46 protein-coding genes and 1 pseudogene are annotated in these 26293 nt (G+C 66.8%); 3 read left to right on the top strand and 44 right to left on the bottom strand.

Going from position 1 to position 26293, the window contains the following annotated elements; translation table 11 throughout:
- Positions 1-3883: 3883 nt before the first annotated feature.
- The 43 genes and pseudogenes from CZ375_RS03270 to CZ375_RS03070 all read right to left on the bottom strand — a co-directional run.
- Positions 3884-4168: a hypothetical protein gene (locus CZ375_RS03270; protein ID WP_077597875.1), complete on the bottom strand. Its 285-nt coding sequence runs from the start codon at positions 4166-4168 to the stop codon at positions 3884-3886.
- Between the two features lie 68 nt (positions 4169-4236).
- A complete protein-coding gene (locus tag CZ375_RS03265) occupies positions 4237-4533 on the bottom strand; it encodes a hypothetical protein (RefSeq protein WP_077597874.1) in 297 nt (98 codons plus the stop codon).
- Positions 4534-4541: 8 nt separating this feature from the next.
- Complete coding sequence (locus tag CZ375_RS03260) at positions 4542-5129, bottom strand: phage tail tube protein (RefSeq protein ID WP_077597873.1); 588 nt, start codon at positions 5127-5129, stop codon at positions 4542-4544.
- 12 nt (positions 5130-5141) lie between these two features.
- Entirely contained in the window at positions 5142-5486 is a 345-nt protein-coding gene (locus tag CZ375_RS03255) for a hypothetical protein (protein ID WP_143803064.1), read from the bottom strand.
- A complete protein-coding gene (locus tag CZ375_RS03250) occupies positions 5483-5779 on the bottom strand; it encodes a hypothetical protein (RefSeq protein WP_077597871.1) in 297 nt (98 codons plus the stop codon). Before CZ375_RS03250 ends, CZ375_RS03255 begins: the two co-directional genes overlap by 4 nt.
- Entirely contained in the window at positions 5772-6113 is a 342-nt protein-coding gene (locus CZ375_RS03245) for a hypothetical protein (RefSeq protein WP_200799684.1), read from the bottom strand. The genes CZ375_RS03250 and CZ375_RS03245 overlap by 8 nt, the downstream gene beginning before the upstream one ends.
- Complete coding sequence (locus CZ375_RS03240; RefSeq protein WP_077597870.1) at positions 6106-6510, bottom strand: Gp19/Gp15/Gp42 family protein; 405 nt, start codon at positions 6508-6510, stop codon at positions 6106-6108. Before CZ375_RS03240 ends, CZ375_RS03245 begins: the two co-directional genes overlap by 8 nt.
- 3 nt (positions 6511-6513) lie before the next feature.
- A complete protein-coding gene (locus tag CZ375_RS03235) occupies positions 6514-6723 on the bottom strand; it encodes a hypothetical protein (RefSeq protein WP_077597869.1) in 210 nt (69 codons plus the stop codon).
- Between the two features lie 12 nt (positions 6724-6735).
- The gene (locus CZ375_RS03230) at positions 6736-7614 is read right to left on the bottom strand and encodes a phage major capsid family protein (protein WP_077597868.1); all 879 of its coding nucleotides are present in this window, start codon (positions 7612-7614) and stop codon (positions 6736-6738) included.
- A 14-nt stretch (positions 7615-7628) separates the two neighbouring features.
- Positions 7629-8087: a hypothetical protein gene (locus tag CZ375_RS03225; protein WP_077597867.1), complete on the bottom strand. Its 459-nt coding sequence runs from the start codon at positions 8085-8087 to the stop codon at positions 7629-7631.
- 237 nt (positions 8088-8324) lie between these two features.
- A complete protein-coding gene (locus CZ375_RS08125) occupies positions 8325-8513 on the bottom strand; it encodes a hypothetical protein (protein ID WP_143803063.1) in 189 nt (62 codons plus the stop codon).
- Positions 8514-8674: 161 nt separating this feature from the next.
- Positions 8675-9562 carry a VG15 protein gene (locus tag CZ375_RS03220; protein WP_077597866.1) on the bottom strand — a complete coding sequence of 296 codons (888 nt, stop codon included), beginning with the start codon at positions 9560-9562 and terminating at the stop codon, positions 8675-8677.
- Positions 9537-10292 carry a hypothetical protein gene (locus CZ375_RS03215; RefSeq protein ID WP_234966830.1) on the bottom strand — a complete coding sequence of 252 codons (756 nt, stop codon included), beginning with the start codon at positions 10290-10292 and terminating at the stop codon, positions 9537-9539. The genes CZ375_RS03220 and CZ375_RS03215 overlap by 26 nt, the downstream gene beginning before the upstream one ends.
- Positions 10293-10908: 616 nt before the next feature.
- Positions 10909-12336: a terminase large subunit domain-containing protein gene (locus tag CZ375_RS03205; RefSeq protein WP_077597863.1), complete on the bottom strand. Its 1428-nt coding sequence runs from the start codon at positions 12334-12336 to the stop codon at positions 10909-10911.
- Positions 12333-12779 carry a P27 family phage terminase small subunit gene (locus CZ375_RS03200; protein WP_077597862.1) on the bottom strand — a complete coding sequence of 149 codons (447 nt, stop codon included), beginning with the start codon at positions 12777-12779 and terminating at the stop codon, positions 12333-12335. The genes CZ375_RS03205 and CZ375_RS03200 overlap by 4 nt, the downstream gene beginning before the upstream one ends.
- Positions 12780-12994: 215 nt before the next feature.
- Positions 12995-13285 carry an HNH endonuclease gene (locus tag CZ375_RS03195; protein ID WP_077597861.1) on the bottom strand — a complete coding sequence of 97 codons (291 nt, stop codon included), beginning with the start codon at positions 13283-13285 and terminating at the stop codon, positions 12995-12997.
- A gap of 302 nt (positions 13286-13587) precedes the next feature.
- Positions 13588-13812: a hypothetical protein gene (locus CZ375_RS08315; RefSeq protein ID WP_200799683.1), complete on the bottom strand. Its 225-nt coding sequence runs from the start codon at positions 13810-13812 to the stop codon at positions 13588-13590.
- Positions 13809-14258 carry a Mom family adenine methylcarbamoylation protein gene (locus CZ375_RS03190; RefSeq protein WP_200799682.1) on the bottom strand — a complete coding sequence of 150 codons (450 nt, stop codon included), beginning with the start codon at positions 14256-14258 and terminating at the stop codon, positions 13809-13811. Before CZ375_RS03190 ends, CZ375_RS08315 begins: the two co-directional genes overlap by 4 nt.
- Entirely contained in the window at positions 14243-14836 is a 594-nt protein-coding gene (locus tag CZ375_RS03185) for a ParB/Srx family N-terminal domain-containing protein (protein ID WP_077597860.1), read from the bottom strand. The genes CZ375_RS03190 and CZ375_RS03185 overlap by 16 nt, the downstream gene beginning before the upstream one ends.
- Before the next feature lie 50 nt (positions 14837-14886).
- Positions 14887-15117 (bottom strand): hypothetical protein, encoded by a 231-nt coding sequence (locus CZ375_RS03180; RefSeq protein WP_077597859.1) that lies wholly within the window; start codon positions 15115-15117, stop codon positions 14887-14889.
- Between the two features lie 148 nt (positions 15118-15265).
- Positions 15266-15478 (bottom strand): hypothetical protein, encoded by a 213-nt coding sequence (locus CZ375_RS08230; protein WP_077597858.1) that lies wholly within the window; start codon positions 15476-15478, stop codon positions 15266-15268.
- 12 nt (positions 15479-15490) lie between these two features.
- The gene (locus CZ375_RS03170) at positions 15491-15802 is read right to left on the bottom strand and encodes a hypothetical protein (protein WP_077597857.1); all 312 of its coding nucleotides are present in this window, start codon (positions 15800-15802) and stop codon (positions 15491-15493) included.
- Positions 15803-15844: 42 nt separating this feature from the next.
- Positions 15845-16300: a hypothetical protein gene (locus CZ375_RS03165; protein WP_143803062.1), complete on the bottom strand. Its 456-nt coding sequence runs from the start codon at positions 16298-16300 to the stop codon at positions 15845-15847.
- Entirely contained in the window at positions 16293-16544 is a 252-nt protein-coding gene (locus CZ375_RS03160; RefSeq protein ID WP_077597855.1) for a hypothetical protein, read from the bottom strand. The genes CZ375_RS03165 and CZ375_RS03160 overlap by 8 nt, the downstream gene beginning before the upstream one ends.
- Complete coding sequence (locus CZ375_RS03155) at positions 16537-16782, bottom strand: hypothetical protein (RefSeq protein ID WP_077597854.1); 246 nt, start codon at positions 16780-16782, stop codon at positions 16537-16539. The genes CZ375_RS03160 and CZ375_RS03155 overlap by 8 nt, the downstream gene beginning before the upstream one ends.
- Positions 16779-16979: a hypothetical protein gene (locus CZ375_RS08115; protein ID WP_143803061.1), complete on the bottom strand. Its 201-nt coding sequence runs from the start codon at positions 16977-16979 to the stop codon at positions 16779-16781. The genes CZ375_RS03155 and CZ375_RS08115 overlap by 4 nt, the downstream gene beginning before the upstream one ends.
- Positions 16980-16992: 13 nt before the next feature.
- Positions 16993-17235: a hypothetical protein gene (locus CZ375_RS03150; RefSeq protein WP_077597853.1), complete on the bottom strand. Its 243-nt coding sequence runs from the start codon at positions 17233-17235 to the stop codon at positions 16993-16995.
- A complete protein-coding gene (locus CZ375_RS03145) occupies positions 17232-17432 on the bottom strand; it encodes a hypothetical protein (protein ID WP_077597852.1) in 201 nt (66 codons plus the stop codon). Before CZ375_RS03145 ends, CZ375_RS03150 begins: the two co-directional genes overlap by 4 nt.
- A 40-nt stretch (positions 17433-17472) precedes the next feature.
- Positions 17473-17805: a hypothetical protein gene (locus CZ375_RS03140; protein ID WP_077597851.1), complete on the bottom strand. Its 333-nt coding sequence runs from the start codon at positions 17803-17805 to the stop codon at positions 17473-17475.
- Complete coding sequence (locus CZ375_RS03135; protein WP_077597850.1) at positions 17802-18326, bottom strand: hypothetical protein; 525 nt, start codon at positions 18324-18326, stop codon at positions 17802-17804. The genes CZ375_RS03140 and CZ375_RS03135 overlap by 4 nt, the downstream gene beginning before the upstream one ends.
- On the bottom strand, positions 18323-18682 hold the full coding sequence (locus CZ375_RS03130) for a hypothetical protein (protein ID WP_077597849.1): 360 nt from the start codon (positions 18680-18682) through the stop codon (positions 18323-18325). The genes CZ375_RS03135 and CZ375_RS03130 overlap by 4 nt, the downstream gene beginning before the upstream one ends.
- Positions 18682-19149, bottom strand: coding sequence for a hypothetical protein (locus CZ375_RS03125; RefSeq protein ID WP_077597848.1), 468 nt, complete (start codon positions 19147-19149; stop codon positions 18682-18684). The genes CZ375_RS03130 and CZ375_RS03125 overlap by 1 nt, the downstream gene beginning before the upstream one ends.
- Positions 19110-19526 carry a single-stranded DNA-binding protein gene (locus tag CZ375_RS03120; RefSeq protein ID WP_077597847.1) on the bottom strand — a complete coding sequence of 139 codons (417 nt, stop codon included), beginning with the start codon at positions 19524-19526 and terminating at the stop codon, positions 19110-19112. The genes CZ375_RS03125 and CZ375_RS03120 overlap by 40 nt, the downstream gene beginning before the upstream one ends.
- A 9-nt stretch (positions 19527-19535) precedes the next feature.
- Positions 19536-19880 (bottom strand): hypothetical protein, encoded by a 345-nt coding sequence (locus tag CZ375_RS03115; protein WP_077597846.1) that lies wholly within the window; start codon positions 19878-19880, stop codon positions 19536-19538.
- Positions 19873-20454 (bottom strand): ERF family protein, encoded by a 582-nt coding sequence (locus tag CZ375_RS03110; protein ID WP_077597845.1) that lies wholly within the window; start codon positions 20452-20454, stop codon positions 19873-19875. The genes CZ375_RS03115 and CZ375_RS03110 overlap by 8 nt, the downstream gene beginning before the upstream one ends.
- Before the next feature lie 23 nt (positions 20455-20477).
- Positions 20478-21224, bottom strand: coding sequence for a conserved phage C-terminal domain-containing protein (locus CZ375_RS08110; RefSeq protein ID WP_143803060.1), 747 nt, complete (start codon positions 21222-21224; stop codon positions 20478-20480).
- On the bottom strand, positions 21110-21418 hold the full coding sequence (locus tag CZ375_RS08515) for an ERF family protein (protein WP_143803059.1): 309 nt from the start codon (positions 21416-21418) through the stop codon (positions 21110-21112). Before CZ375_RS08515 ends, CZ375_RS08110 begins: the two co-directional genes overlap by 115 nt.
- Positions 21405-22484 carry a DUF1351 domain-containing protein gene (locus CZ375_RS03095; protein WP_077597842.1) on the bottom strand — a complete coding sequence of 360 codons (1080 nt, stop codon included), beginning with the start codon at positions 22482-22484 and terminating at the stop codon, positions 21405-21407. Before CZ375_RS03095 ends, CZ375_RS08515 begins: the two co-directional genes overlap by 14 nt.
- Complete coding sequence (locus tag CZ375_RS03090; RefSeq protein ID WP_077597841.1) at positions 22474-22761, bottom strand: hypothetical protein; 288 nt, start codon at positions 22759-22761, stop codon at positions 22474-22476. The genes CZ375_RS03095 and CZ375_RS03090 overlap by 11 nt, the downstream gene beginning before the upstream one ends.
- Positions 22758-23120: a hypothetical protein gene (locus CZ375_RS03085; RefSeq protein ID WP_077597840.1), complete on the bottom strand. Its 363-nt coding sequence runs from the start codon at positions 23118-23120 to the stop codon at positions 22758-22760. Before CZ375_RS03085 ends, CZ375_RS03090 begins: the two co-directional genes overlap by 4 nt.
- Positions 23117-23338, bottom strand: coding sequence for a hypothetical protein (locus CZ375_RS03080; protein ID WP_077597839.1), 222 nt, complete (start codon positions 23336-23338; stop codon positions 23117-23119). The genes CZ375_RS03085 and CZ375_RS03080 overlap by 4 nt, the downstream gene beginning before the upstream one ends.
- A 43-nt stretch (positions 23339-23381) precedes the next feature.
- A complete protein-coding gene (locus CZ375_RS08385; RefSeq protein WP_234966828.1) occupies positions 23382-23519 on the bottom strand; it encodes a hypothetical protein in 138 nt (45 codons plus the stop codon).
- 368 nt (positions 23520-23887) lie between these two features.
- Positions 23888-24088, bottom strand: a pseudogene (locus tag CZ375_RS03070) (helix-turn-helix transcriptional regulator); the annotation flags it as partial.
- Positions 24089-24185: 97 nt separating this feature from the next.
- On the opposite strand from CZ375_RS03070, the gene CZ375_RS03065 reads away from it, so the two are divergent.
- From CZ375_RS03065 to CZ375_RS03055, 3 genes are all read left to right on the top strand, one after another.
- Positions 24186-24818, top strand: a complete 633-nt coding sequence (locus CZ375_RS03065; RefSeq protein WP_077597836.1) for a LexA family protein — start codon at positions 24186-24188, stop codon at positions 24816-24818.
- Positions 24819-25041: 223 nt separating this feature from the next.
- Entirely contained in the window at positions 25042-25719 is a 678-nt protein-coding gene (locus tag CZ375_RS03060) for a hypothetical protein (RefSeq protein ID WP_077597835.1), read from the top strand.
- Positions 25720-25770: 51 nt separating this feature from the next.
- Complete coding sequence (locus tag CZ375_RS03055; RefSeq protein WP_077597834.1) at positions 25771-25980, top strand: hypothetical protein; 210 nt, start codon at positions 25771-25773, stop codon at positions 25978-25980.
- A gap of 11 nt (positions 25981-25991) precedes the next feature.
- Here the strand turns inward: CZ375_RS03055 and CZ375_RS03050 are convergent, their stop codons facing one another.
- The gene (locus CZ375_RS03050) at positions 25992-26258 is read right to left on the bottom strand and encodes a hypothetical protein (RefSeq protein ID WP_077597833.1); all 267 of its coding nucleotides are present in this window, start codon (positions 26256-26258) and stop codon (positions 25992-25994) included.
- Between the last annotated feature and the right edge of the window lie 35 nt (positions 26259-26293).

Below are 26293 nucleotides of genomic sequence, written 5' to 3'. Positions count from 1 at the left end.
CAGCCGCCGGGACCTCGCGCGGCAGCGACGGGAAGCTCCCGGCTGGCTCCCAGGGGCCGCCGTTCGAGCGCGCCTCGACCTCGTAGGCCGTCGCGACCCTGGACGCGCCCGAGATGGAGACCGTGACGGAGCCCGCCGACGACTTGGAGAGCGTCACGGACGCCGGGGCCGCGGGCGTCGTGCGGACGGTGCCCGCCGCGACGTGGTCGCTCTCGAGGTAGCCGGAGGAGTCCGTGCGCGACCACGCGCAGAGTCGGTACTCGTAGAGGTGGTCGGCGGAGGTGCCGTTGTCGGCGTAGTTCGTCGCGCTCCATGGCAGCTTGGCGATGTTGACCCACGGCCCGCCGTCGGTCCTGCGGTCCACGTAGATGCCGGTCCAGGGACGCTCCCCGTCGAGGCCGGTGTAGTCGGCCTCCCACGAGAGCGCCTGCGACGTGTCGGAGACGCGCCTGACGGACGGGCTGGCGGGCGGCCTGGGCGCGGAGTAGCCGCGCTGCGGGATGGTCACGGAGAGGGCCGCCGTGGCCCCTCCCGTGTAGCTCAGGTACCCCCAGGCGGACACCGAGACGTCGTAGGAGCTCGCGCCCCTCCGCATGTCGCGGTAGCCCGAGCAGACGGTGGCCGTGGACCACTCGCCCAGCTGCACCCCGTCGGCGCTGGCGAGCTGCTGCCCGCCCACGGAGACGCTGCCCTGGGCGTTGGTGCTGCGGGCGTACTGCGACTGGATGCGGCAGGTCGCATGTATGCGCGTGACGGTCTGCGACAGGTCCTCGGTCCACACCTCGAGGACCGTGCGCCAGTCGTCGGTCGCGAGCCAGTCCGAGTAGGCNGTGGAGAGCGCCGAGCCGATGGCGCCGGCCACCTCGCCCTCGCCTGACGCGATGCCGCGCGCCCAGTCGCGCATGAGCGCCTTGCCCGAGTAGGTCGTGTAGCCGTGGCCGCTGAACGGCCCCTCCTTCGCGGGCGAGAACGGGAAGTACGCGCGTATCTTCTCCACGGCGCCAGAGACCGCCGACGTGACGGAGCCGATGGCGCCCATGATGCCGTCCTTCAGGCCGTTCAGGATGGCCCGGCCCGAGTCGTAAAGCCACGAGCCCGCTCCGGAGAAGAAGCCCACGATGCTGTCCTTGACCCCGGTGACGGTGGACACGACGGAGTCAACCCCGGACCTGGCCGCAGACTTGATGCCCTCCCAGACGCTGGAGAAGCGGTCCGAGACCATGCCCCACAGGGCGTCCCACGTGCCGCTTATGGCGTCGAGTACCGAGCCGATGATGCCCTGCACCGCCCCGATGTAGGTGGAGACTATCTGCTGCATCCCCTCCCAGACGGACGAGAGCAGCGACTTGATGCCCTCCCAGACGCCGCCCCAGTCGCCGCTCACGGCGGCGAGGACGATGCTGATGACCGACTGGATGACGCCCATGGCGGCGGTGACGACCGCCTGGACGAAGGGGAAGACCGCGTCGATGACGCCCTTGATGGCGGCCCCCCAGACCTCGAAGAGCCGCCGGACGAACGGCAGCACCGCCTGGACGATTGCGCTGATGCCGTCTATCGCGGGGGCGAGGCCCTGCATGAGCTGCGTGGCGAGCTGCACGACGTGGCCCACGACGGCGCCCAAGGCGGGGGCGATGGCCTCGAGCGCGCTGCCGACCACCGGCAGGACCGCAGCCGCGAGCCCGCCCACGGCGTCCGCCACCGACGAGAGCGCTGGCATAAGCTCGCCGGCGACCTTGCCCACGACGGGGGCCAGCGCGTCGCCGAGCGCGGACATGGCGGGGCCGAGCGCGCCGGAGATTGCCGAGGCCGCCCCGCGCACGCGCTCCATGACGCCGTCGATGGCGGACATCACCTGGGAGGAGTCCACCTGCGGAAGCGGGATGCCCATCCCCGCGACGGCGCCCGCCGCGACGTTCCACGCGGCAGCCAGCGCCTCGGAGACGAGGGGCGCGAGGACGCCCCCGAGGCCCGCCAGGACCTTCGGGAAGGCGTCGATGATGCCCTTGCCTATCTGCGCCACGCGCGGGGCCACGTTCTTGGCCACCGCGCCGATGGACGTGAGAAGGTCGTCGGTGAGCTTGGAGAAGTCGGCGTCGTCGCGCGCGAGGCCCGTGACGAAGTTCTGCCACGCCGCCTTGGCCATGCCTATCGAGCCGGAAATCGTGGAAGCCGCCTCCTTGGCGGTCGTCCCGGCGATGCCCTGGGCCTTCTGAACTCGGGCGATGGCCTCGATCACGTCGGCGTAGGAGTCGATCGTCAGGTCGTTGCCGTCCTTCATGACCCCGGGGAGCTTGTTGGCGTCGGAGAGGAGCCTCTGCATCTCCTCCTTCGTGCCGCCGTAGCCCAGCTTCAGGTTGTCGAGCATCGTGTAGTTCTGCTTGGCGAATCCCTGGAACGCGTTCTGCACGTCCTGCATGTTGCTGCCGAAGACGTTCACGTTGTCGGCCATGGAGGTCATGGCGAGGTCCGTGTACCTCGCGGCCTGGACCGTGTCGCCGCCCAGCGAGCTTATGAGCGACGCGGAGGAGCTCGTCGCTTGCTCCATGTACGTGTTGGCGTCCATTCCCGCCGTCTTGAAGGCCTCGGAGGCGTTCGCCATCATCAGGCGCTGGGCCTCCTCGAGCTGGGAGTACTTGCCGCTCGCCTCACCGACCGACTTCCCGACGCTCGCCGCGTACTCCTGAAGCGTCATGCCAGCCGTGCCGAACAGCTTGCTCACGCCGCCGGCGAGCTGCTCGTAGTCGGCATAGCTGTTCAGCACCGCACCCGTTACAACTGTTACCGCCGTGACCACCGCCACCGCGCCCACGCCTGCGGCCTTCGCTGCCGTCCTTAGGGCGCTCGTCACGTGGCCCGCCGCCTTGGACATGCCGTCCTTGAGCCTGGACGCCGCCTCGCTGCCAGCCGAGCCTAGGGCCGGGGCCATGGGCGCGAGCGCGGCCTTGGCGGTGGAGGCGATGGGGCCGAGGATGGTTCCCACGGTGGAGCCGAGGGACTTCAAGGGCGTCAGGATGTGCGTGGCCGCCGCGCCCATGATGGACNGGCATAGCTGTTCAGCCCCGCCCCCGTTACACCTGTTGCCGCCGTGACCACCGCCACCGCGCCCACGCCTGCGGCCTTCGCTGCCGTCCTTAGGGCGCTCGTCACGTGGCCCGCCGCCTTGGACATGCCGTCCTTGAGCCTGGACGCCGCCTCGCTGCCAGCCGAGCCTAGGGCCGGGGCCATGGGCGCGAGCGCGGCCTTGGCGGTGGAGGCGATGGGGCCGAGGATGGTTCCCACGGTGGAGCCGAGGGACTTCAAGGGCGTCAGGATGTGCGTGGCCGCCGCGCCCATGATGGACTTGCCCGCGCTCGCCGCCGTGGAGAGGCCGGTCTTCACCGCGCCCGAGACGGTGGAGAGCAAAGACCCGGCCCTGCCCGCCACGCTCTCCAGGGGCTGCGGTATCAGGTTCGCCGCAGCCGCCATGATTGACCTGCCCACGGAGGCGACCGTGGAAAGCCCCGCCCTCACGGCGGAGGCCGCGCCGGAGAGCTTGGAGGCCATGCCCTCCCTTATCCCCACGAACGCGCCCTTGATGCTGTTCGATGCGGACGTGGCGTAGCCCGTCAGGGTCTGCCACGCGCCGCTCTGCGTCATCGCGGCCCTGAGCCTCGCCCCCGACTCCTCGAAGGCGAGGGCCATGTAGCCCGCTTGGTCCTTGGCCGTGGCCGCGAGGTTGGAGATGGCGCCCCTCGACTTGGAGGCCCCCCTCTCGGTGCCGCCGGACAGGCCGTTGCCGAAGGTCTTCCCGGCGGACGTGCCGGCGCTGCCGAAGTCGCTGCAAATCTTCTTGGCGAACCCGTCCATGGATGGCATTATCGCCACGTATGCGGTCCCCACGTTAGCCATCTACGCGCCCCTCCAATCCCAGAAGCCTCGTTATCTCCTCCTTGTCGCGCAGGGCGCTGTCCCTGCGCTCCCTCGCCTCCGCCAGCTCCCCTGGCATCTTCACCGGCTCGGGCGGCCTCGGAGGCCTCCTCTTGGGGTCGGACATGCCCCACGTAAGCCCCGCAAGCTCGTTCTCGATGAGCCGGAGCAGGTACGCCTCCACGCCCCACTCAAGCTCGGGGCACTGCCTGCGTGCCGCCCTGGACTCCGCCGGGAGGTGCTTCCAGAGCAGCGCCATCCGCCCACAGTCCTGCGGCCCGCCCTCCAACGGGAGGGCGATGCCGTAGAACTGCTGGAAGTCCGCTACTACTTCGCCCCGGTGGCGTTCGAGGTCTGAGGCGAAGCCGAGGAGTTTTTTGCGTCCTCCCCCACCGCGTTCATCGCCGCCGTGACCAGGGTGTCGATTTGCGACACGTTGCCGCCGAGCCTGCGCATGTACTCGCTGTCGCGGCCCATGAAGATTCGCTCCATGACCTCGAACGGCGCGCCCATGTCCCCGTCGGCATTGAACATGAGCTTTGCCGTGTCGTAGTCCGTGAGCTGGTCGGCGTCGCAGGAGAACTCCCCCTCCACGCCCTCGACCGTGAAAACGACTTCCTTCATGTCCCCTCCTATGCGGCGTTCGTCTCGGTGGACTGGATGTAGTCGTAGCAGGTGTTGCCGCTCTCGTCGGTCAGGTACTTGGCCGTAAGCTCGCGGGCCGCGAGCTCGCCGACCGCGAGCGTCATGTCCCCAAGCTCCGAGCACTGGAACAGGGGCACGACCTTGCGCCACTTGCGGTCGTTCTTCAGGAGCAGGTCGAGGACGATGGCCCACGTTCCGCCCGAGTTGCCGTTGTGCTTCACCGTGATGACGCCCGCCTTGTCGGTCACGTTCTCGTCGCCGTACATGAGCTTGAGCGTCGTGGCCTTGATCTCGGCGAGCGTCAGCGTCGCGGTCTCCACGCGGGAGGTCTGCGGGCTGTCCATGAGGTCGCCGTTCATGTCCACCATGTCCTCGGAATCGCTCTCGACGCTCTCGGCGTAGCCGTCGGCGCTGATGAAGCCAAGGACCTTGAACTCGGGGCCGAGGGCGGTCTTGAAGTCGGTTGGGAGCTTCGTGCCCACAGGGGCGACGAAGATGTAGCCCCCGCGCACGCCCTTGGTGCTGGAAACGTTGTCGGTGGAGTTCGCCGTGTACTCCTTGTTGGTTCCGGCCATTTCATCTCTCCTTTACTCGCAGATGGTCAGCTCTGCGTTCGTCTGGTATCTCTCCTGCATCGAATCCGGGTCGGGCCAGCGGTAGGTGCCGTCCGGGTAGGCCTTGAAGACGTTCGGCTCCTCGGTCAACTCGTAGATGGCGACCTCAACCAGCCCCGCGATTTCCGCCGCCCGCCTGCGGGTCTCCGCCCACGACTGCACGGCCAGCGAGCATGTCTTTGGGTAGAGGCCGGGGCCTGAGCCGGTGAGCTCCACGGATATGAACTCCCTCGGCCTGTCCTCCGGCACCTCGAGCACCGCCTTGACGCCCGTGGCGTCCATGAGCCGCCTGGCGACCACGCGCTCGACGTCCATCATGACTTCCTCGAATCAAGCGCCTGCTTCAAGCGGTTGTGCTTGCGCTCGCTGTTGTTCGCGTGGGGCGTGCCGGTGGCGACGCCGCAGTAGTTGGACATCTTGCCCCGCGACCTGAAGACGCGGTACCCGGCGCCCAGCTCCTTCGCGCCCTTGGTGTAGGTGGAGTTGCACTCGGCGGCGATTGACCGCGCAGGGGCCTCGCACAGCGCCTGCACGGGCGCGGAGTCCAAGACCTCGACGTAGCCCGTCCGCTTCCACTTGTAGTCCTTGAGCTTGACGCCGCACCTAGCCATCCGTCCGGGTCACCTCCACGGTCAGGTTCCACGGGGTCGGGGTGTTGGCGTCGGTGTAGCGCTGCGGGTCTCCCACGACCTGAAGCGCCTCCCCGCGAACCTCCACCGAGCGGCCTTTCAGCTCTCCGGTGAAGGTCTTGGGGAAGCAGAGGGTGTAGGCCACGGTGACGCCCTCGGGGCGGGACGCGTCCAAGTCTGCGGTCGCGCCGGGGGCGACGACCACGTTTGAGACCTCCTCGCGGGTCGCCTCCCCGTAGGTCGGCTCGCCCAGCTCGTCGTAGGTAACGCCATCGGTCACGACCGTGACCGTCTCGCCCTTGATGAGGCTAAGCATCGTCCGTCACCTCGTCCCGCTCCTCGGGGGTCAGCACCCTGCGGCGCTGTCCCGTGAGGCCCAAGTCCGCGAGGTCGGTCTTGCCCAGCCACATGTCGCCCACCGCCCCGTCGAAGGTGACGGAGGCCGTGTAGCCCCCGGCACCTTGGCTGAACTGGGTGGCCCCCTCGTAGCCCTCGGGAGCCGTCAGGGCGTTGTGGACGAGCTTGCAGCACACCGCAGCCGCCGCGCGGTCGAACGCCGTGTGGGCGCCCTTCACGTAGGCCTCTCCCCAATGCGCCTCGTATGCCGAGAGCATCAGGTTCGAGGCGTCCTCAAGGAGCACCTTCACACGGGCCTCGCCGGTGACGGTGCCGTAGCGCTTGGTGTAGTCCCCTATCGCGGCGAGCGCTGCCATGTGCTACTTGACCTCCTCGTAGGCGAGCCCGGCCTTCACCAGCGCGTCAACGAGGGCGTTGTGCGCCTCCCGCGTCTGCGCAGCCGTGGCCTTGTCGCCCAGCTTCGGGAGCGCCCCCAAGAGCGCCCCGCCGTCCTCGGCCAAGAGAGCGACCTTGCCCGGGCAGATGGGCGACGCCTCCTCCGGCTTGTGGACGAAGAACCTCTGCACCATCTAGGCCACCCCCTAGGCGCTCTTCAGGACGGAGAAGCCCTTGGGGTCAAGCACGGCATAGGCAAGCACGGCCTCGGTGCGGTAGGCAACCTGGTTGCTGCCCTTCAGGTCAACGCCGGTGTTGTCCGGGTCGCCGTACTCGATGACCTCGGCGGTAATGTCGCGCACCATGCCCCACTTGATGAGGCCGAAGTCGCCCATGATGGCCTTGACGCCCGTTGCCTTGGCGGCGAGCTTGCCGTTCACGGTGCCGGAGGCGGCAGCGGGGATGCCGTCGATGTTGCCCAGGTTGAGGGACAGCGGGATCTCCGGGTAGAGGCGCTGGCCGGTGGATGGGACGCGAACCTTGCGCAGCTCGCTTGCGAACGCGCGGGAAACCGCGAGGCCGTTGATGTTGTACTCGATGAGCGCGTCGGTCAGCCTGTCGATGTCCGCCGTGGGGTCGCTCGTGGCCGTGACTGCGGTCGCGCCCGCCGTAAGGGCCTCGTAGCCGGTGAGCGCAGCGCCGCCCTTGGGGTTCACCGCGTGGTACACGATGTAATCGAGGGCGCGGCCAAGCGCGGCCGTCTGGTCGGCGATGATGTTGGTCACGATTTCGAGCTGGTTGTCCTCGTCGGCCCAGCGCAGCTCGTCGCTCACGCGGGTCGTGGTGACAATCTTGGCCCGCTTCGCCACGACGGGCTTGGTGTCGATGTTGTAGCTGCCCTTCTTGGCTCCCTCGGCCACGACCTCGGCCTCTGCGGTCGGGTTGAACACGAGATACGTCTTGTCCGCGAACTTCTGCGGCACGCTCGGGGAGAGCGCCGCGATGGTGGAGGTGTCCTTCACCTTGTTGATGAGCGTGGTGACCACCTCACGGGGAAGAACCACCTTGCTAGTGTCAGCTGCCATTTGCTGGCTCCCTTCTAGTCATTTCCGAGGAGCTTGCGCGTGAAGTCGCGCAGCCCCGCATCGTCCTTGCCATCGCCGCCCGTGGAGAACTTTCCGGGGTTGTCCACCTTGGCTGCGGGCCTCTTCTTGTTGAAGGCGAGGAGCTTGTCCGCCCATGCCTCCATCTCTTCCTCGGTGTCACCGGCCAAAAGGTCGGCTGGCACGCCCTTCTTTTGCGCGACCTCGGCTGCGAGCTTGCGCTTGGCCTCGGCCTTGTCGGCAGCTTCGAGCTTCGCTTCGAGCGCCGCGATGCGCTCGCCGGCAGACTTCTCGGCCTGCTCCGCCACCTTCTTGTTGGCCTCGGCCCGCTTCTCCCACTTGCGGGATTCCTTCTTCAGCTCTTCGTACTTCGCCTGCCAATCGACCTCGTTTCCCTGCGGCTCCGTGGGTTCGGTAGGCTCGTTGCCCTGCGGCTCCGTGTTGCCGTCTGCCATGTCGCTGCTCCTTCCCGCACCGTGCGGTGCGCCCCAAGGCCGTGCGGCCATTCCGGGGTCTGTGTGTATGTGCGCCGTGCGGCGCTTCGTGAAGGAGTGTCTAATACGCGTGAGATTTGCCCGTCTCGGCATGAAAAGGGCCGCCCGGAGGCGGCCCTTGGCGATTTGTGCTGCTATAATGCAGATAGGAACGGCATGCTGCCCTCTACTTTTGAGGTTTTCGGTGCCGTTCCTTTTTTATTTGACTGCCAGGTACCTACCGTCCTTTAGCAGCAAGCGGACATGAGCTACTTCTGGGTACTCCGTGACAAGCTCATTGGCTGCGCCTATTAGCGCCTTGTCGCTTATGTGCTCAGATACCGTGTTGTCCACGACCATGCATTTGACGCCTTCCTTTCCAGCTGTGCTGTCAAGGTAGTTCTTCATTGCGCCCCATGCGTTTCCAGACGTTCCGATTGTCTTGATCTCGATTCCGTTTTCCAGGTCCGGAAGACCTACCTTGCGCTTTCGCCCGTCTTCCTGAACCCACCTGTAATCTTGGATGAACGTCGAAGCAACACCGTGATGCGCCAGCCTCTTCGCCGTCCCTATCTCAGCTTTTGTGCCCGCTTCTTCACCTCTTTGCTGACAAACCCGACTCTTGGCTCTTCGCCGGTCTTGAACCACTTAGGGTCTCTCGTCTCGATTTCCTGCGAGACGCGCTTGTTGAGGTACTTCTGGAAGGCCGCGCCCTCCTTCTTGCCGTGGCTGGCGATGTACGCCTCGCGCTCCTCCTTCGGCAGCGCGTCCCACTCGGCGCGTATGCCGTCGCGCCCGCCCAGGGTTTCCAGGACGTCGTTGTAGCGCGAATACATGCCGTCCGCATCGTAGCCCTTCACGGTTGCCTTGCCGAAGCTCGGCACCACGCGGCAATCGCAGTCCGCGTGCACGTGGCTCGCTGCCTCCTCCGTGGTGTAGTGGAAGCCGAAGCTGGCCAGCATGAGGCAGAATCCGCACGTCTCGCCGCCGGTGGGCACGCGGGCATATCGCGGCTTCTTCGGGTCGCGCCGGGTGTTGTAGGCAACGCAGTTGTTGGCAGAGCGCCGCACGTCCGCGTCAATCCTCGACAGGCACTCGCGCCGGTACTTGTCCGTGTCACCGTTGACCACGTACTGAATCATGGCCTTCACGGCACCGGCAAGCGCCTGCGGGTCGCGCCTAGAGTCGGCAACGGCTCTGTGGGCACCGCGCACGCCCTGCGCCGCCCTACAGCCCTCGTAGAACTCCGCCGCCTTGCCTGCTGCATAGGTGTCGCAATAGGCGCTCTCGATTGCCTCCAGCGCCTCTATGCACTCAACGCGCAGCCCCGCCACGTCCGCGCCGTCCCACTCCCTGAAAATCTCGTCAAGCGCGGTAGCCGCCAACGCCTGCGCCGAGGTCGAAAGGGCGTTGACGGCCCCCGTCAGCTCGTCAAGCAGGCTGCGCGGTATCTCCATCGCCGTCCTCCTTCGGGGTCAGCAGGGAGAGAACCGCCTGATTGGCCTGCGCCCTCTTATAGTCGCTGTTGATGCGCTGCATCTGCTCGTCGGTGTATCCGAGCGTTTCCAGCGCCACGTCGCTTGCGGCAATCTTCGGGAGCGCCTGCACCTGCTTCAGCATCGCGTCGCTCTGGGAGACGACGGAGGGGTAGGCGGGGGACATGAACCGGGCGTTCACGTTGAGGCCTGCGTCGCGCTCCGTTGCGAAGTCCGTCCCATGGAGCACAGCGAGGGCCATGTAGGCCACGTTCCGCAGGGCGTGGCCGTTCTCCGCGTTCAGGTTCTTGGCATCAATGACCAAAGGCTCCAAGGCTGCCGCGATGGCATCCGAAGAGTTTGGATTGTCGTTCGAAACGCCGAAGAACGAGACGGGAACGTTGGTCACGCTGGACATTTGGCACGCCAACTGCCGCAGGTATTCCGTGAGCGGGGCCATTTGGAGCTGCGCGGCCTGCCAGACGGTCGGCACATCGCCATCAACGTCCTTCGTCACCTCGTTGATAGCTCCCATGGAGGCGTCGTACTTGTTGCCATCGTCCGTTATGCGCTTGTACGTCCCCAGAAGCCACGTCTGGGGAAGCGTGGCGCACTCCGATGCCACCTCCATGCGCGCCCGTTGCCTGATGGCGTCGTCGGTGATGCTCATTACGGCGCGGGAGATGCGCGAGGAGCCGAATGGACGCTCCAAGGTCGCGCCGTGGGCCATAGGCTCCATGAGCGGCCTTCCCATGCCGTGCTCGCGGTACTCCGCGACCCAGCCGTTGTCGCTGCGGCGGAGAACGATAATCGTGTCCGTGNTTGGGATCCCCCCCCCACACCCCCCGCCAGTATGGCCTTCATGGCATCGTCCCACACCGCCGATGCTGCTGTGGCGGGATAAGCGCTAATAACCGGATAATCGCCGCCAGACACCGTCCAGAAGCCGCAGCAATGCTTCAGCTCGCAAATCAGGTTCTTTCGGTACAGCGAATCGAGCGCGTTGGCCGCGTAGATGCCCCGCAGATCCTGCGTGGTGGATTCATCGTCGGTGGTGAAGCCGTTCAGAACGCTCCGGTCGGCCAGCGCGTGAACCGCCTTGCGCGGCCAGTCCACACGCGAGTCAATCTTCTTCGCTAGGCTCTCGGGCATGGAGATGCCCAAGTCCTTCACCTTCACGTGGCCGAGGTAGTACTTCTCCCGTAGAAGGTTCCTGCCGCACTTCCTCCGCCACACGTCCACCAGCTCGTGAACAAGCGCCTTGTCCTCCGGCGCAAGCCCCACGGCGCTGGCCACGCCGTCTGCAAAGTTCAGGTCAATCTCTGTCATCAGAAGCTCGCCTCCTGCACCCTCCTGGGGTCTCTCCTAGTGGTCCTTGCCGCCCAGAGCGCGAGGCTCGCCGACTCGATGGGGGTGGCCCTGCACCCCTCGCCGTCGCCGAAGCCCCAGCCGCCGTTGCTGCCTATGGCCCTCCTGACGCACCCCCTGGCCGACGCGTCGAGCGCGGGCGAGGCGATGTGCGTCAGGGTCCCCGCCGCCAGCTCGTCGCGCACCATCGACGCCGCCGCCTGGACGGTCGCCGAGGTGCAGTCCACGACCGCCCTCTTGGGAAACCCGCCGTCGAGGAGCCTCTGCACGAGCACGTCTCGCCCGTCCCTGCCGTCGATGCAGACGGCGGCGATCTCCGCCCTGTTGCGCAGGAGCGTGTCGGCTATCCCGGCGGTGCCTGCCGCAGCGCCCATCACGTCGTACAGCTCGACGTAGGAGCCACCGCCCCTCTCGGCCCTTGCCCAGGAAATCGCGACGCCCCTGCCGTCGGCAGAGAACTTGACGCCGAAGGCGAGCTTCCCTCCATCCATCGCGCCTGGCCTCTCCGCCTCGTCCCACCTCTTGGCGTCCAGGGCTGGCTCGAGGCGCCCGGCGACGGGCGACCACCAGCCGAGCCGCTCGCGGGCGAAGGTCTCGGAGGTCATCTGGTTGCACTCGCTCTCCACCGACCTGACGTTGAGCAGCGAGCCGAGCGACGGGTTGAACTCGAACCACCTGCTGCGGTCGCGCTTGTCGCCGACCTCGCCGGCGCCCCACTCGACCCACGCCATGGACGACTCGCCCTTGTGGACCTCGTCGTGCAGGTGGCGGAAGACGGTCCCCAGGCACTTGGTGTCTGGCGGCGTCCCGAGGTAGATGGTCTGCGGGTTCTTCTTCTTGCCCGCCGAGATCGCGGGGAGCAGCGCCGCCTGCTGCGAGTCGGTCAGCTCCTGCGCCTCGTCTATGATCAGCACGTCGAAGCTCTTGCCTCGACCGCCCGAGTCGGTGCGCGTGGTGAAGCGAATGAGCCCGCCGTTCTTGAGGACGATTGCCTGCTTGCCGTTAGTCTTGCGCACGTGCCTGAGGAGCGCACGGAGCTCGGGCTCGTCCTCGTCCTCGAAGGGGCGGCACAGCTCCTGGAACATCTCGTCCGAGGTGTCGCCGTGGTGGCAGGTGTAGAGAATCTTCTCGCCGTTGGCCACGGCCCCGTAGAGGCAGCGGGCGCGAACGTCCCAGCTCTTCCCGTTCTGGCGCGGGATGGATATGCCCGCCTCGGAGACGAGGTACTTGTCATGCTCGTCGCGCGCCAGCAGGACGTCCAGGATGTGCGGCTGCCACTCCATCGGCTCGCCGAAGTACGCAGAGGCGAGCAACGTGGCCATCTTCCCGTCGCCAGACAGGTCCTCCGGGACGTTGGCCTCGAAGGTCGGCGTCTGCCGCGCCCTCATGCGCCCGCCGCCTTGCGCTCCTTCTCGGACCTGTCGCCGAGCACGACGGCGAGCTTCCTGCCGTGCTCCGTCTCGACCTGCGTGGCCCGGGCCGCCCCCATGCGAGCCCTCGCCGAGGGCGTGAGGCCGAGCATGTCGCTGAGCGCGCGAATCTCGGCGCTCGCCTCCTTGAGGACCGCAAGAGCCGGGGTCTTGCGGTACATGCCGAGCTTGCGCCCGTCGGGGCCGCTGAAGGGCTTGACGCCCACCTTGTCGAAGATGCTTATCTGCCCGTCGCCTCGCAGGATGGACTGCTCGGCCTGGCGGGCCACCGCGTGCCAGAAGCAGAGGTGGCGCAGCGCCGGCACGTCGGCCTCGGCGAAGCCGTTGCCCTCGGGGGCGATGCACGCCCACACGGCGCCCTGCACCGGGTCTGCCGCTATGTCCTCTGGCATGGTGACCATTCCGCCCTCCCTCTGAGGGGGATGGTACGGGCGGCGTGAGATGCCCCCCCTATGCCACGGGGGCCTGCGGGGAAATCGGCCCTATGCCGCTGGGCGGGCCCAGTGACCCACCACCGGGGGCAACGCCCCCCTGGCCTCGCAGGACGCCGCCAATGCCACGCAACAGACCGCATGCGGCAAACGTGCCGAACGTCATGCGCGTGCCCTCCACGGCGCTACCAGAGCCTCGTGCGCCGTATCTCCGTCGCCGCGCCGGCCATGCGGTTGCCCTTGCGCTCGTTGCAGATGCGGTGCGCCGCCTGCACGTTCGCGTAGTCGTAAGGCGCCCCTCCGCGCGACAGCGGCACGATGTGGTCCAGCTCGAAGCTCCACGGGTGACCTGCCGGGAGGTCGTAGTCTATCGGCATGCCGCAGAGCGCGCACGGCCTGCCCTCCTTGCGAAGCCTCGCCGTCAGCTTGCGCTTCGCGTTCCCGTTGCCGCCCCATATGTCGCGCCTCTTGCCCATGGCCCGATGGTCCTCCAGGCGTGAGACGCCGTTCCACGGCGACGCCCCTCTGGGGCCGATGCGTCTCGCGGGGCGTCACCCGGTGGCTGCGCTACCCCTCGTCGAGCTCCGCGACGCGGCCGGTCAGCCGCTCCCGCTCCTTCCCCGTGCGCTCACTCACATCTTGCGGTCGCTCTTGAATAGGAAAAGGCCCCTCCGGAAAGGGGCCTTTCACTTCGATGGAGCGGAGGGGTCGGGATTGCGCCGCCGTCTCCCGGCTGGGTGCCGGGTATTCTCCTGCTTGAACTACCGCCGCGCGGCCATTATCCCACATCCGCGCGGCGCTCCGCAACGGAAACCTGCTCGCCCTTGTACATCCCCGCGCCAATCTCGTCTATCCGGCTGAACGGTATCTCCGGAACCGTCAGCCGCCCCCGCCACTCCTTGTCGATGAAGTAGATGTAGCGGAGCTGGTAGCCTTTCACCTTCTCGTACCCGCTGAACTCCTTCTGCCTTCCCTGATGGTAGGCCGCGATGCTGTGAATCACCCCCCCCGAGGGTCTTTCCGCAACGTGTCGTTCTGCTTTATTCCGGTGAGCACGAAGCCGGAGGCGCGGTAGATGGTGCCGTCGCCACACTGGCAACCGTCCGCGAAGCTCAGAACCCACTTCACGTGTGGCGCGTTCTTCTTCAGCAGCCGCATGGCCACCGCTATGCACCTGCTCTCGCTGTTCCTCGGCAGCACAGGGTCGAAGGCCATCCGGTTAAGCTCAAGCATCCCGTTCCACGGCGTGCCCTCCACCAGCCCTAGAACCTTGCGCTTGTCGGTGGGCGGGCCGAAGCTCATGACGCCGTGGAGCCGCCCGTTCAGAAAGGCCCCGAAGTGGAGGCAACTGTTGTTCACCACCTTGCCGCTGTAGTGAACCCGCTTGACGAACGGGTTGGCCACCTTGGCCGGAATCACGCGAAGCTCGACGTCTAGCGCCCTTCCCATAGGCGGCACACCTCGCAGACCTTGTTGCCATTGCCGTTGCCGCCCGTCATGACCGGCTCGACCGTCTCAAGCACGCGCTGAACCAGCTCCCACTGCTCCTCCGTGAACTGAAGCTCCATCGACTTGGCCTGCGGCGCGTCCCCGTCCGGTATCTCGAAGTCGGTACCGAAGCCATCTTCAGACGCTTCCAAGTCGAACCCGAAGCCCGCCATGTCGAAGTCCCCGGCCAGCACGTCCAGCTCGTAGGACAGCGTGTCCTCGTCCCACCCCGTCATCATGGTGGTCTGGTTGTCCGCCAGCGTGAGCGCCCTCCTCTGGGCGTCGGTCAGGTCGTCCACGAACATCACGGGGACCTTGGCCATGCCCAGCCCGTGCGCCGCCTCGACCCTGGCGTGCCCGGCCACGATCTCGGCCGCGCCGTCAGCGGCGTGCCACGCGAGGACGGGGTTGCGGAAGCCGAACTCCCTGATGGACGCCTCCACGGCGTCGAGCTGCTCGCGCGTGTGCTCCTTCGCGTTCTTCTCGTACGGCCTCAGGTCCCCGATGGGGACCTGCTCTATCTCGTATCCCACTGCCATCCGCTCCTCCAAGCGCGTCGTCGGGCGGGGCCGAGACCCCGCCCGTCCAGCTATGCCTCCTCGAACAGCGCGCACGCCTCGTCCGCCGCGCACGCGTCCTCGACCCTCCTCGGCACTATCTGCGCCGACACCGTGCAGAGCCCGCAGCCGTCCCTGCACGTCCCGGGGCTGCTCACGTACCACCAGCACTCCCCGCAGGTCGCGTCCCTCCCGTGGTGCCTGTCGGCCGCCGCGACCGCCGCCTCAGTGGCGATGCGGTCCACCTCCTCCATCGTCTGCATGTCATCCCCCTATCGCGGCGAGCAGCCGCCGCCTGTTCGACTCGCCGATGTCGTGCGCCTTGCGTGGCCGCTTCTCCTCAGCCGTCCATTTCGTCTCCGTTCTGGACATGCCCGCCCCAGTTGCCTCTGGTGGCGGGCGCTTTTGTACCTACATCTCATCCGCTACCTCGGCGGCTCGGTAGCCGTAGCCGTGGCCGTCGCCGTCGCCGCTGCCGTATCCGTCGCCGTATCCGTCGCCGTATCCGTAGTCGTATCCGTCGCCGCAGCCGTCGCCGTTGCCGAAGCCGTAGCCGTCGCCGTATCCGTCGCCGTCGCCGCATCCGTAGCCGTAGCCGTAGCCGTAGCCGTCGCCGATAGACATCCCCACCAGCCCCTAGGCGAGGTCGCGGATGGCGATGACGGAGATGACGGCCCGCCCGTGGATGCGCACGCTCCCGCAGGCGTCGAGCGTGTAGTCGGCGAAGTGCTCGGGGTCCGCGATGCCGCCGATGCCCAGGCCGTTGTCCCAGTGGCGCACGACGTGGGCATCCGACAGCAGCAGGTCGCCGCCCTCCTCGCCGGCCTTGCGGCCCTCGAATATCCAGCCGTTCGTGCAGATGACGCAGACGTGCTCGCCCTCCTCGTACTGGGCGGGCAGGTCGGCCCTCCTGACGTACTCCTCGCCGTTGATGGTCATGGTGTCCATGTCGTCTCCTCTTGTCTGGTTCCGATGGGTGGGCGCTGCGTGCTACGCGCCCGCTTGTGGTGCCGTTCCGTTCGCCCTCTCGGGCCCTCTGTCCTCCTGCCCATGGGGACTGGTCACGTCCAGGGAGTCCGTGGCGCAGCGGCGGTTCCAGGCGCGGACGGCCCTCTCCCTCGCCGTCTCGTCCTCGGGGCCGGGCTTGTGCCCGTGGAAGTCGGAGCGGTCGAGCGTCTCCAGCTCGTCCTCGGCGTACGAGTGCCACGGCCCCCACGTGTACGGGAGCTTGGCCTTGCACCTGCCGCACCACGCCTGGAAGCCGAAGGACCAGTCGTAGACGTCGACCGTGTTCTCGACCTCGCCCTCGGAGATTCCGGACTCCGGCATGCCTGGGTGGAAGTCGAAGACGGTCCCCTCGGGGTGCCCCTCGTTCTGCCGGTAGCGGACCTTGGAGCGGACGTGCATGGTCCCCCCGCAGAACGGGCAGGGGAGCAGCTCACACATCGCCGTCCACCACCCTCGCGCCGCAGCCGGGGCAGAAGTTGAAAATCTCGTCCTTGATGAACCCACGGGCGCATCGGTATCCGCACTGGTCGCACTCGCAGATGTCGCCACGGAATCGCCTGCCAGGAACGTACTCGCGGACAATGCGGAAGTGGCACGTGCGCTCGGGGACCTCCCCCCATCCGGCGAGGTCCGCCATACCGACCAGCGTGTCGCGCAGCTCGCCGTGCGTTGCCTCACTCACCGCCGTCGCCCCCGTCCGGGTCTATCAGGTCGGCGAGGCGGCGCAAGAGCCGCTGGTCGGCTTCCTCCATCTCGCCAAGAGTTGCCATCGGCCAAGATGGCGCCATGTCTTCGTGGCCGACCATCCTTCCGATGGCTATGACCAGGCTTCTCCCTCCACATGCGGTGATGGCGTTCTCGTCTGCCGCGTCCCGCAGCCTCGCCGCCACCTCGCGGCGCTCGTCGTCTGTCGGTCTCATGCGTCCTCCCTCCGCTCTCGCAGCACCTTGACCAGCGCGAGCAGCGCGTTTGCCGTTGCCTGCTGGGCCATCGCCTCTACCAGCCGCACGTCAACGGAGGTCCCCTCGGCCTGCCTCAGCGACCACTCGGCCCTTTCCACGCACTCGTCGGCTGTCATCGGTCGTCCTCCCTCTCGAACTACGTTATGGTTTGCCATGTTGTCTCCTTGGTCACTGGCCTTCCCTTGGCCGCCCCCACGCGCAGAAGTCACCGGGCGCGACACGGGCGTGGCTCGGTGCCAGGTAGGTGAAGCCGTCGCCAATCGCCACTGGGTACTCGCGAAGCAGGATTTCGCAGAACTCCCCGCACTTGCAGTGCTCGCAGTCGCGGCAGCGCACCACCGGCTCCCTTACCTCCGTGTCCCACGTCTCCTTGTCGGTGGGCGTCACCGCGCAGACGCGCTCCTCGGTCATGCGCCCCTCCCCCTGGACGTGATTCGTATCGACTCCCTCTGCGGCTCGAACTGCGAGCACCTCCCGCCCCTGAGCAGGGCGTTGCAGGCGGGGTCGTCGGGGTGCGCCAGCATGATGTCCTGAACGGGGCAGCTCCTGAGGTGGCGGCACCAGTCGCACCAGCGCCAGCGGTGCTCGTCCCACTCGGCGGGGGTCATGCGCCCTCCCTCTGGACGCACTCCTGCACCAGCTCCTCGGTCATGACTCCTCCTTGACGAACACGACCCAGTGCGTCTTGCTGGACCTCGGCCTCCTGTTGCCGTAGAGCGGCTCGGCCGGGAACGCCCTGCGCACATCGGAGAGCGGCAGCTGCACGTCGCTCCACTTGAAGACCAGCGTCCCCAGCGGGGCGAGCACGCGCCAGCACTCCGCGAAGCCGCGCGCCAGGTCCGGCTCGCAGCGGAACACGCGCCCGTCGCAGAGCGTCGCCGACCTCGGGTGGGCGTCCACCGTCAGGACGTGGCCACGGGCGAAGTAGAAGCTCTCCCCGCCGCAGCAGGCGTCCAGGACGGGCGGGAGCGTCGCGCTCACGACTCGCCCGCCAGCCTGCGGCAGCGCTCCACAAGGTCAGTCGTCGAGTAGTCGGGGCCGTCGCCCACCATCTCCTCGGCCCATCCGCCGAGGTTATAGGCGTCGTCGATGATGCGCTCCCAGCTGTCGGGGCGCTCGTGGGTCAGGTCCTCGGCGTCGAACCCGACTGACGCGCCCGAGCCGTCCGGCGCAGCCCCGATCTCGGGCTCGCCGCCCTCGTGGTAGTACGTGATGCGGTCTATGACGAGCTCGCTCCCCCCGCCCGTGAACACCGTCTCGCCCAGCCGCAGCGGCTCCCCGTCCGCGCCAACGGGCAGGGGCAGGTAGTCGCGCTCCATGGTGTCGGCGGTGGCGGTGAGGGCCGCAGCGAGCGCGTCTGCCGTGTATTCGTAATCGAGTACCTCGACCTCGCCGAAAATGGCTTTGCACACAGGGTATGAGCATCCGACGAGACTCTTTCTGTTCTTGCGTGCCACGTCTGCCGACTCGCGCAGCAGCGCGGGGGTGATTCGCTTGGTCATTCGGCTTCCACCTCTCTCGCCTTCGCCATGTCGTAGGCCTCTCGGTACTCCTCGTCGAGGAATGCGTAGAGGTCCTGCCTGCCCACCCCGAGCGCGTCGGCGCGCCATTCCCTCGTCACGGCGTCGCGGTAATCCTCGAGCGTCGCCCCCTCGCCGCAGCCGATGGCGTAGCGTGCCACTTCCTTGAAGAGGGCCTCCCTCGCCGCCTTGCGCAGCGCAGCCTCGGCCTCCGCCGCCTCGCGCAGGATCTGGCACTGCGCCTCGAGCCTCCCCACCTCGTCCTGCAGCCTCACGACCTCGCCGGCCATGTGCTCCAGCTCGCCGAGGACGTACTGCTCGCACGTCATCGCTTCCATCACATTTCCTCCCTGATCTTCCTGATGACCCTGCCGCCACGGTCGCGCACGACCCAGCAGCCCAGCCCGTACAGCCCGGCGGCGTTCCCCTCGTAGAGGTCGCCCGGCAGGCGCCCCTCCCACCAGTCGGAGCCGTCTCCGTCCCACTCCCACGCGATTCGCAGGAGGCCCGCGTGCACCATCCCGTGGCATCCCGTGGTCCCGCTGCCGCAGAGGGCTATGAGGGCCGGCCTCAGACCGTGCCCCGCAAGCGGGAGCGACGCCCTGCCGCCCCCCATGCCCACCTGAGGCTCGTGGTGGGAGTTGGTCGCGGGCGCCCCGCAGACGGCGCACCTCGCGCCCCTGACGAGGCGGTTGGTGCGCACGCCGGAGCCCGCGTAGTAGGCCCCGAAGTGCGGCTTGCCCATCTTCTCGGCGCCCGTCACGGTCATGCCGCGCAGCGCCACGGCGCTCGGTACGTAGCCCATNGGGCGGCCTGCGGCTGCTGCGGCGCGTACTGTGGCGCCGGCGCGTACTGCTGGGGCTGCTGCGCCCTCCTGAGCACGACCACCGTCTGCGCGCGGGCGCTGGTGCGCCAGAAGGTCTGCCCGTCGCGCGTGGTGGTCTCCCTGCTTGACACCTCTCCGCTCACGCTGACGAGGTCGCCCACGGACACCTGCATGGCCTGCTCGACCGCGTCCCTGAGGCACTCGACCTGGGCGCTGAGCGTGTAGTCCCTGCCCGCCTGGCTGGTGCCCTGCTTGTAGGCTATGACGAGGTCGATGACCGGGGTGTTGCTCTCGCCGAAGGTTCGGTCCTTGCGGCTGGTGACGGTCCCCTGGACGGCGAACGCTGAGTGTGGCATGTCTCTCTCCTATCTGGGCTGGTTGGCCCACTCCTTGTCGATGCTGCTCTGCAGCACCCTGATTCGCAGCTTCAGCGCGTTGATAAGCTCCCTTGACGCGTCGTGCATCGCCTGGGAGGAGTCGCGGGCGCACTTCATGTCCGCGATCTGCTCGTCCCCCCGGCATATGTCGCCGATGATGGTCACCGGCATCCCGGCCGCCCTCTCCTGCCACATTCGCGTGGCGAGGGCCTTGCGGTAGGCGCGCTCGTTGCGCGCCAGCTGCAGGCCGGACCTACGCATGCTCTCGACCTCCTCCATGAGCTGCTGCTGGAGGGCCTCGAGCTCGGCGTAGTCCTCGACGCCGCTAGGCATCTACGACCCAGTCCGGATTGCCGCAGCAGGTCGCCGTGGCCGCGAAGGCCTCGTACTGCTCGCGGGACGCGAACGTGTAGGCCGTGCCGCAGGTCCTGCAGCGGGCGGTGAAGGGGCCGCTCTCGGGTGCCTGCCTCCCCTTGGGGTTCTCGGCGGGCGCGGCCTCGTCCGGGTCTCCGTCGCCGTCCACCGCGAAGAGGCCGCAGAGGGCGTACTTGCGCGCGTAGGAGGAGGCCATGCCGGTCACCTGCGCGTCGTCGCTTCCCTTCTTGTGCTCGTCCTCGCGCGCGTAGGCCGTCGCTGACGCCTCTCCATCCCCGCCGTCGGCGAAGCGCGCCGTGGCGGTCGAGCGGACATAGGTGCGCTCCCCCACGGCCACGACCTCGTCGCTGAGCGTGACCACGAGGCCGTGCTTGGCGCAGGCCCTCTTGACCGAGGAGACCAGGTCCTCGAAGCTTCGGTAGTGGAACTTCCCGAAGGCGTTGTACTTGGCCTTGGGCACGACCACGTCCGCCTGCGCTGACGATATGGCCTCCCAGATGCTCTTTTCCGCCCTCTCGCTAGCGCCGCTCATTGGCACTCCTCAGGCNGCCCCCATCACGCGCCGCCCATCCGCTCGCGCAGCTCGCGGTCGCCCTCGGCGGAGCCGGTGACGAAGTAGCCCGGGGCCGTGGCGGGCCTGTCGGCCCTGGCCTCGCTGTTGAGGTAGCCCTCGAAGTTCGTGGGGCGGAACAGCGTCGAGGGGCGCAGGTACTCGCCCATGTCGCGGCCGTCGCGGCTTGTCACGCCTATCCAGTCGGCGCACTTGGCGTCGATGACGCGCTTGAAGTCGGCGACGGTGAAGCCCTCGGCGAAGCGGGCGTTGATCAGCGACGTGGTGGCCGTGGTGTCGGGCTTGAAGGCCTTGCCCGTCATGGCGTTGAGGTGGTCGATGATCTCCCGGCGCTCCTCCGCCGTGGCCTTGCGTCGGGCCTCTGCCCGACAAGCACATCCGTCAGGATGTGCAACAGTTAGCTTTTCGTTAGAAAAGCTAACCTTCTCTTTCTCACTCTCACTCTCACTCTTTATAGGATTGCTTTCGTTTTGGTTTTCACCTTCGGAAAGCAATTGGTTTTGGTTTGGTTTTGCGCTCTCGGAAACCAATTGCTTTCCGTTTGGTTTCTCTCCGTCAAAACCAATTGGTTTCGCTTTGGTTTTCCTCGGTCGCCCGCCGCGTCTGCCGTTCTCGCTCAGCTTGCGGGCGCGCTCCTTTGCCTTGTCGATGCGCGAGAGGCAGAGCGCCACGCCGAACGCCGCCTTGGCGTCGCGGACCTCGGGGGCCTCGCCCGTCTCGTCGTACTCCACGAGGGCGGCGAAGAACTCGCCCTGCTGCCTCNCTTGGCGCAGGCCCTCTTGACCGAGGAGACCAGGTCCTCGAAGCTTCGGTAGTGGAACTTCCCGAAGGCGTTGTACTTGGCCTTGGGCACGACCACGTCCGCCTGCGCTGACGATATGGCCTCCCAGATGCTCTTTTCCGCCCTCTCGCTAGCGCCGCTCATTGGCACTCCTCAGGCACTCGATGTGGGTTGTGACGCTCGCGTAGGTCTCGGGCGTGAGGGCTATCACGCTGGCCTCGACGCCCGCCGAGGCGAGCGCCTGGCGCGCGGCCCTTATCGCGTCGGCGGTCAGGGACGGCATGAGCGCGACCGCGCAGACCGACTCGGGCGCGGGAGGGGCCATGGGTGGCGCCATCGGGGGGGCCGGAGGCTCCTGGCCCGTGGCGACGCGCCTCTGCAGCGCCCCCTCTGCCTCGGCAAGCCTCTCGCGCCTGTCGCGCTCCTCGGCCTCGGCCCTAGCCTGAGCCTCCTCGGCCTCCCGCCTCTCGCGGGCCTCCTGCGCCTCGCGCATGGCGCGCTCCGCCTCCTCGGCGCGGCGCCTCCTCTCGGCCTCGACCTGGGCGATGCGCTCGCGGCGCTCCCGCTCCTCCTGCGCCTCGCGCATGGCGGCGCTGAGGTCCAGGCTCTTGCAGTAGCTGGCCTTGATGGCGGCCTTCTCGCCGTCGTCGTAGGGGCTGGCGTCGATGGTGGCCCAGTCGCGCTCGATGGCGCCCACGCGCTCGTACACGTCGGCCTTGATGGCCTCGGCGTTGGCGCCGTAGTTGCCCCACTTGCCCTCGGCCGAGTAGCGGTCCCAGATGGCCTTGAAGGGCACCATCGCCGCCATGTCCCCCTGCGTCTCCAGGTACCAGGCCTCCACGCCCTGCGTGCGGGAGTCGATGACCATCTCCTCGTAGCTGGAAAGGGCCGACCTGTAGGCCTCGTCTATCCCCTTGAGGGGCGTCAGCAGGTCGCGCACGTCGGCCTCGAAGGCGCTCACCGCGTCCTTGAGGGCCTTTGTCTGCGCCCTCTTGGCGTCATCCACCTCCTTGATTGCGTTTCGTGCCAGCGTGCGGGCGCGCTTGCTGTCCCTGTAGTCCTTGGCGCTCGTGATCTCGTGCGGCTGGAACTCCTCGGCGATGCGCTCGACGCGCTCTCGCTGCTCCGACACCCAGCGTGCGGCGCCGGAGATAACCTCGGGCGGGTCGATGGGCGTGGCCTCGGCCTCGATGGTCTCGCTACTCGCCATCGCGCTCGCTCCCGTCCCCACCCGCGAGCTGGCGGCGCAGGTCGAGGTATGCGTGCATGGCCGCGCTGATGTACTCGCAGGCCTCCGCGTCGGCGGTCAGCGACCCGTCGACGAGCCCGACGGCGAGGGCGACCCCCTCATGCATCCCCATCGCGAACTCCGTCAGGTCAATAGGCTCTCCGCCGCCCTTTGGCACCGCCTTGGCCTCGCTTAGGCCGTCGAGCGCCACGCCGACCTCCCTGAGCCTCTCCACGCACCTTCCGCTGATGACCCTCATCGCATCCCTCCAATCGCCATGGCCGCGAACGTCCGCAGCGTCATCGTCACGTACTGCTCGCCGGGGTCTGAGACGCCACGGCGCTTGTGGATGACCACGCCCACGTCCGCCCCGTCGTTGGCCCTCTCGGCCTCCGCCTCGCCAAGCCACCCGGCGAGGTCCGTCCTCGCCACGTCCTTGCACTCCACGACGGCCCGCAGGCCGTTCGCGCGGACGTTGGCAACGTCGCCCCTGTCCCTTGCTCCCGTCTTCACCCTGCGGTCGATTGACGGGTCTCCGAGCGCCGCCGCCAGGAAGTCGGCGACCTCGCGCTCGAACCTCGCCCCGGCCTTCCGGGCGCTCGTCCTGCTGCGGCTCATTGCATCGCCACGAGGGCCGCGCCCACCGTGGGGACCGCCCAGAGCCACACGACCGCAGCCAGCGCCATGGCGCCAAGGCCGAGGCCCAGGAGCAGGCCGCAGAGGAAGACCTCGCGGCGGTCTCGCGCGGGTGATATCCTCAGCGTGGCCTCGTTGCCGTGGCGGGCTCCCGTGACTTGGTGGTTGGGGGTGCCCGCCTCTCTTCTCACTCTCTTCACAAATTCCTCCTTCGTTTCGCGTTTCCGCAGCTCGCGCCTACTGTCATTTCTCTTTCATCGATTTGAGGCTGCTCTTGGCGCGGCTCTTGCGCGAGTAGAGCCGCTGCCTCTCCCGGTTCATGTCCCTCTCCCGCATCACCTCCCTCTCCATCTCCCTGACCTGCTCGGCGATCTCGCCCACCCGCTTCTCCTTGGTGCAGCAGGAGCACCATCCCGTGTCCTGCGAGAGGGGCCTGTAGGTGACCCGCCCGCACCTCGGGCACTGCCACGAGCGGCGCAGCGAGATGCCGTACCGGTGGGCCTGGCACACGACCGAGGCCCTGGACCTCCCAAGGGCATGCGCCACCGCAGCCGCGCCCTCGCGGGCGTGCCGCTCCAAGTAGCCGATGTCCCCGGTGGTCCACCTCAAAGCCCGGGCCTGCCAGCCTTGACCCACTCGCGGTAGAGGGCGATGACGCGCGACGCGAACCACACCTCGTAGGTCAGCGGCTCGAAGGGCTCCTCGTCCTTCTCTTCGTTCATCTGATTGGCCTCTCAATAAATGTTTGTTTAATTGACCTCTTGCGGCAAAAAAATATCGGCGACACTGCAGTGTAGAAACTTGCAAACACTCTTCGCCTGCTCAATCGTCATTTTTTCCTGCTGGGTTTCGTAGCGGTTGTAAGTCTGACGGGAGATTCCAAGGTAGTCTGCCACTGCCTTTTGCTTGACGCCTCGCTCTTGGCGAACGTCCTTAAGTGACCTCATTCGCCTCCTCCTTTCGTTAAGAACATGTTAGTTAATCAAACATGGTTTGGTCAAGTTAAATCGCCTAAAATGTTCTAAAAGATTGACAAGAGGAGTAGATATGTCCGTCTCATCAAACATAAAGCGATTCAGGGACTCCATCGGCCTGACTCAGAACGAGCTGGCAGACAGGCTTGGTGTTGCCCGGTCTACTGTCACACAGTGGGAGAACGGATGGTCGAGCCCACGCATGGGAATGGTCCAGAAGCTCGCTGGAGTATTTGGCGTGTCAACATCAGACATCGTCGCCGAGGAGCGGCCGGCTGGGTCGCTGTCACTTGCAGGCGCGTCAGGGATGGTCCCGCTGCTTGTGCTCGGCTCGACGCACGCGGGTGACGCCATGGAGGAGATTCTCGACAAGCGTGAGGTGGAAGTGCCAGAGAGCGTCGCCAGAAACCATCCCAGGGCATTCATGCTCAGTGTAGAGGGCAACTGCATGAATCGATCATACCCAGAGGGCTGCCTCGTGATGGTTGACCCAGACCTAGAGCCGTGGAATGGCTGCGCCGTCGTTGCAGAGCCATCTCCGGGCGAGTCGGTGCTTCGCAGGTATCTCAAGGGCCAATCGAGCCTGATACTTGTCGCCGACTCGTTCGATGACTACGAGGACATGGTATTTACCGGAGAAGACGCTGACGTGAGGCTGATGGGGACGGTGGTCTGGTTTCAGGCGGCATCCGAGGAGACCGCATAGCCACATGACGAGAGAGAGGTGCGATTGGAACCAAAACACGCGGAAAATGAATCTCTGGATTCCGAGCAACGCGAACTCATTGGACTATTTGAGGCGTTAGACAGCGACCTGCGTCACTCCGTTCTCCATCTGTTGAGGGCGTTGGTTGATAGCTGCGGAGAATGGCGTCGCGGCGACGCCAGCTAATTTTCCCCCATAGCTGGGGGTTGAGCAGGAGGAAGACGTGGGACTTTTCGACGGCAAGAAGGCGGCGGGAGACCCGCCAAAGCGCGGGGGTCTCGGCAAGAGACTCGCAACGATCGTGGTGGCCCTGGTCTTCGTCAGTGCGGCCCTTGGAAACTGCGGAAAGCAGCAGGCGCAGCCAACGGAAGGCGACGACAGGGGGAAGGCCCCCGTAGCCTCCAAGGAAAAGCCCGAGAGGGAGGAGCCTAAGGAGATAGACCAGCTCGGAAGGTTCGTTGACGAGTACAACGCTATCGCCGAGACGCCGATAACGCCTGTCGAGCGCTTCGACCCACACGACAGCAGCGGGACGCACTACAAGAGAGAATTCCGGCTCCAGGCTTTCGACGGGTCTCTTGGGCTCGCCGGTACATGCGGCGATCTCAGCGTTCAGCTGGTCAACTATGGGAGCTACGGGGGTTACTACAGCTCACGCTCCAGCTTCAGGGCATACGCGTCCGGGCCATACGAGCAGGTCATAGAGTTCTACCGCGTGGCAGCAAGGGTGCTCGACCCCAACGTCAGCGACGCCTCTATAGATGAAGCGGTCGAATATGCCCTTAGCGCTGGTGGAAGCGCGGTCATAAAGGACAGCACCATCAACCCAACAATCCTTTCCGCGCATCCGCAGAGAACCTCAGAGGCGATGCTAGATACAGGAAAGTACGCTGCCAGCTGACGCAACAAGGCCGTCCGCTGAGCACGAAAAATCCGCGACGAGAGGCAAAGCATGAAGTTCGGCATCCGCAAGCCCAGCATCAAGAAGTCGATAAGCGCCCGCACCAAGGGCAAGGTGACCCGCAAAGTCAAGAAGGCCGTGGTTCCCGGCTACGGCAAGAGGGGCATGGGGTGGCTGCACCCGAAGCGCAAGGTGCAGTCGGCGATCTACGAGCGCACGACGGTGAGCGCCTGGGATCTGCTGCGGAAGGCGTTCAAATAGCTGCGCATCCGCTAATGGCACGACTCAGGCGCCAGCCACAGCCCCTCCAGCACGCCCTCGTCGTTGACGGAGACGGTGATGCGCCTGGGCTGGCCGACGGGCTCGAGCACGACGTGGGGGCGCCTCACGCCGTTCAGGAGGCCGAGGACTTTCACCCTCCCCTCTCCCTCGCTCACCTTCGTCATGCGCCATCGCTGCTCGCCCCTGCCGGGACGCATGTCTATCAGCTCGTCGCCAACGGCGGGCGTCCTGCGGCTGCGGGCGTCCTTCGGCTTCATTTTGCAGGCACCTTCCGAGATTGGGGTTCGAATGC

Source organism: Olsenella urininfantis, assembly GCF_900155635.1.
In the GTDB taxonomy this organism is placed as follows: domain Bacteria; phylum Actinomycetota; class Coriobacteriia; order Coriobacteriales; family Atopobiaceae; genus Olsenella_G; species Olsenella_G urininfantis.
Note: the sequence above shows the minus strand (reverse complement) of the source record. Positions and strands in the feature narration are given on the sequence as shown.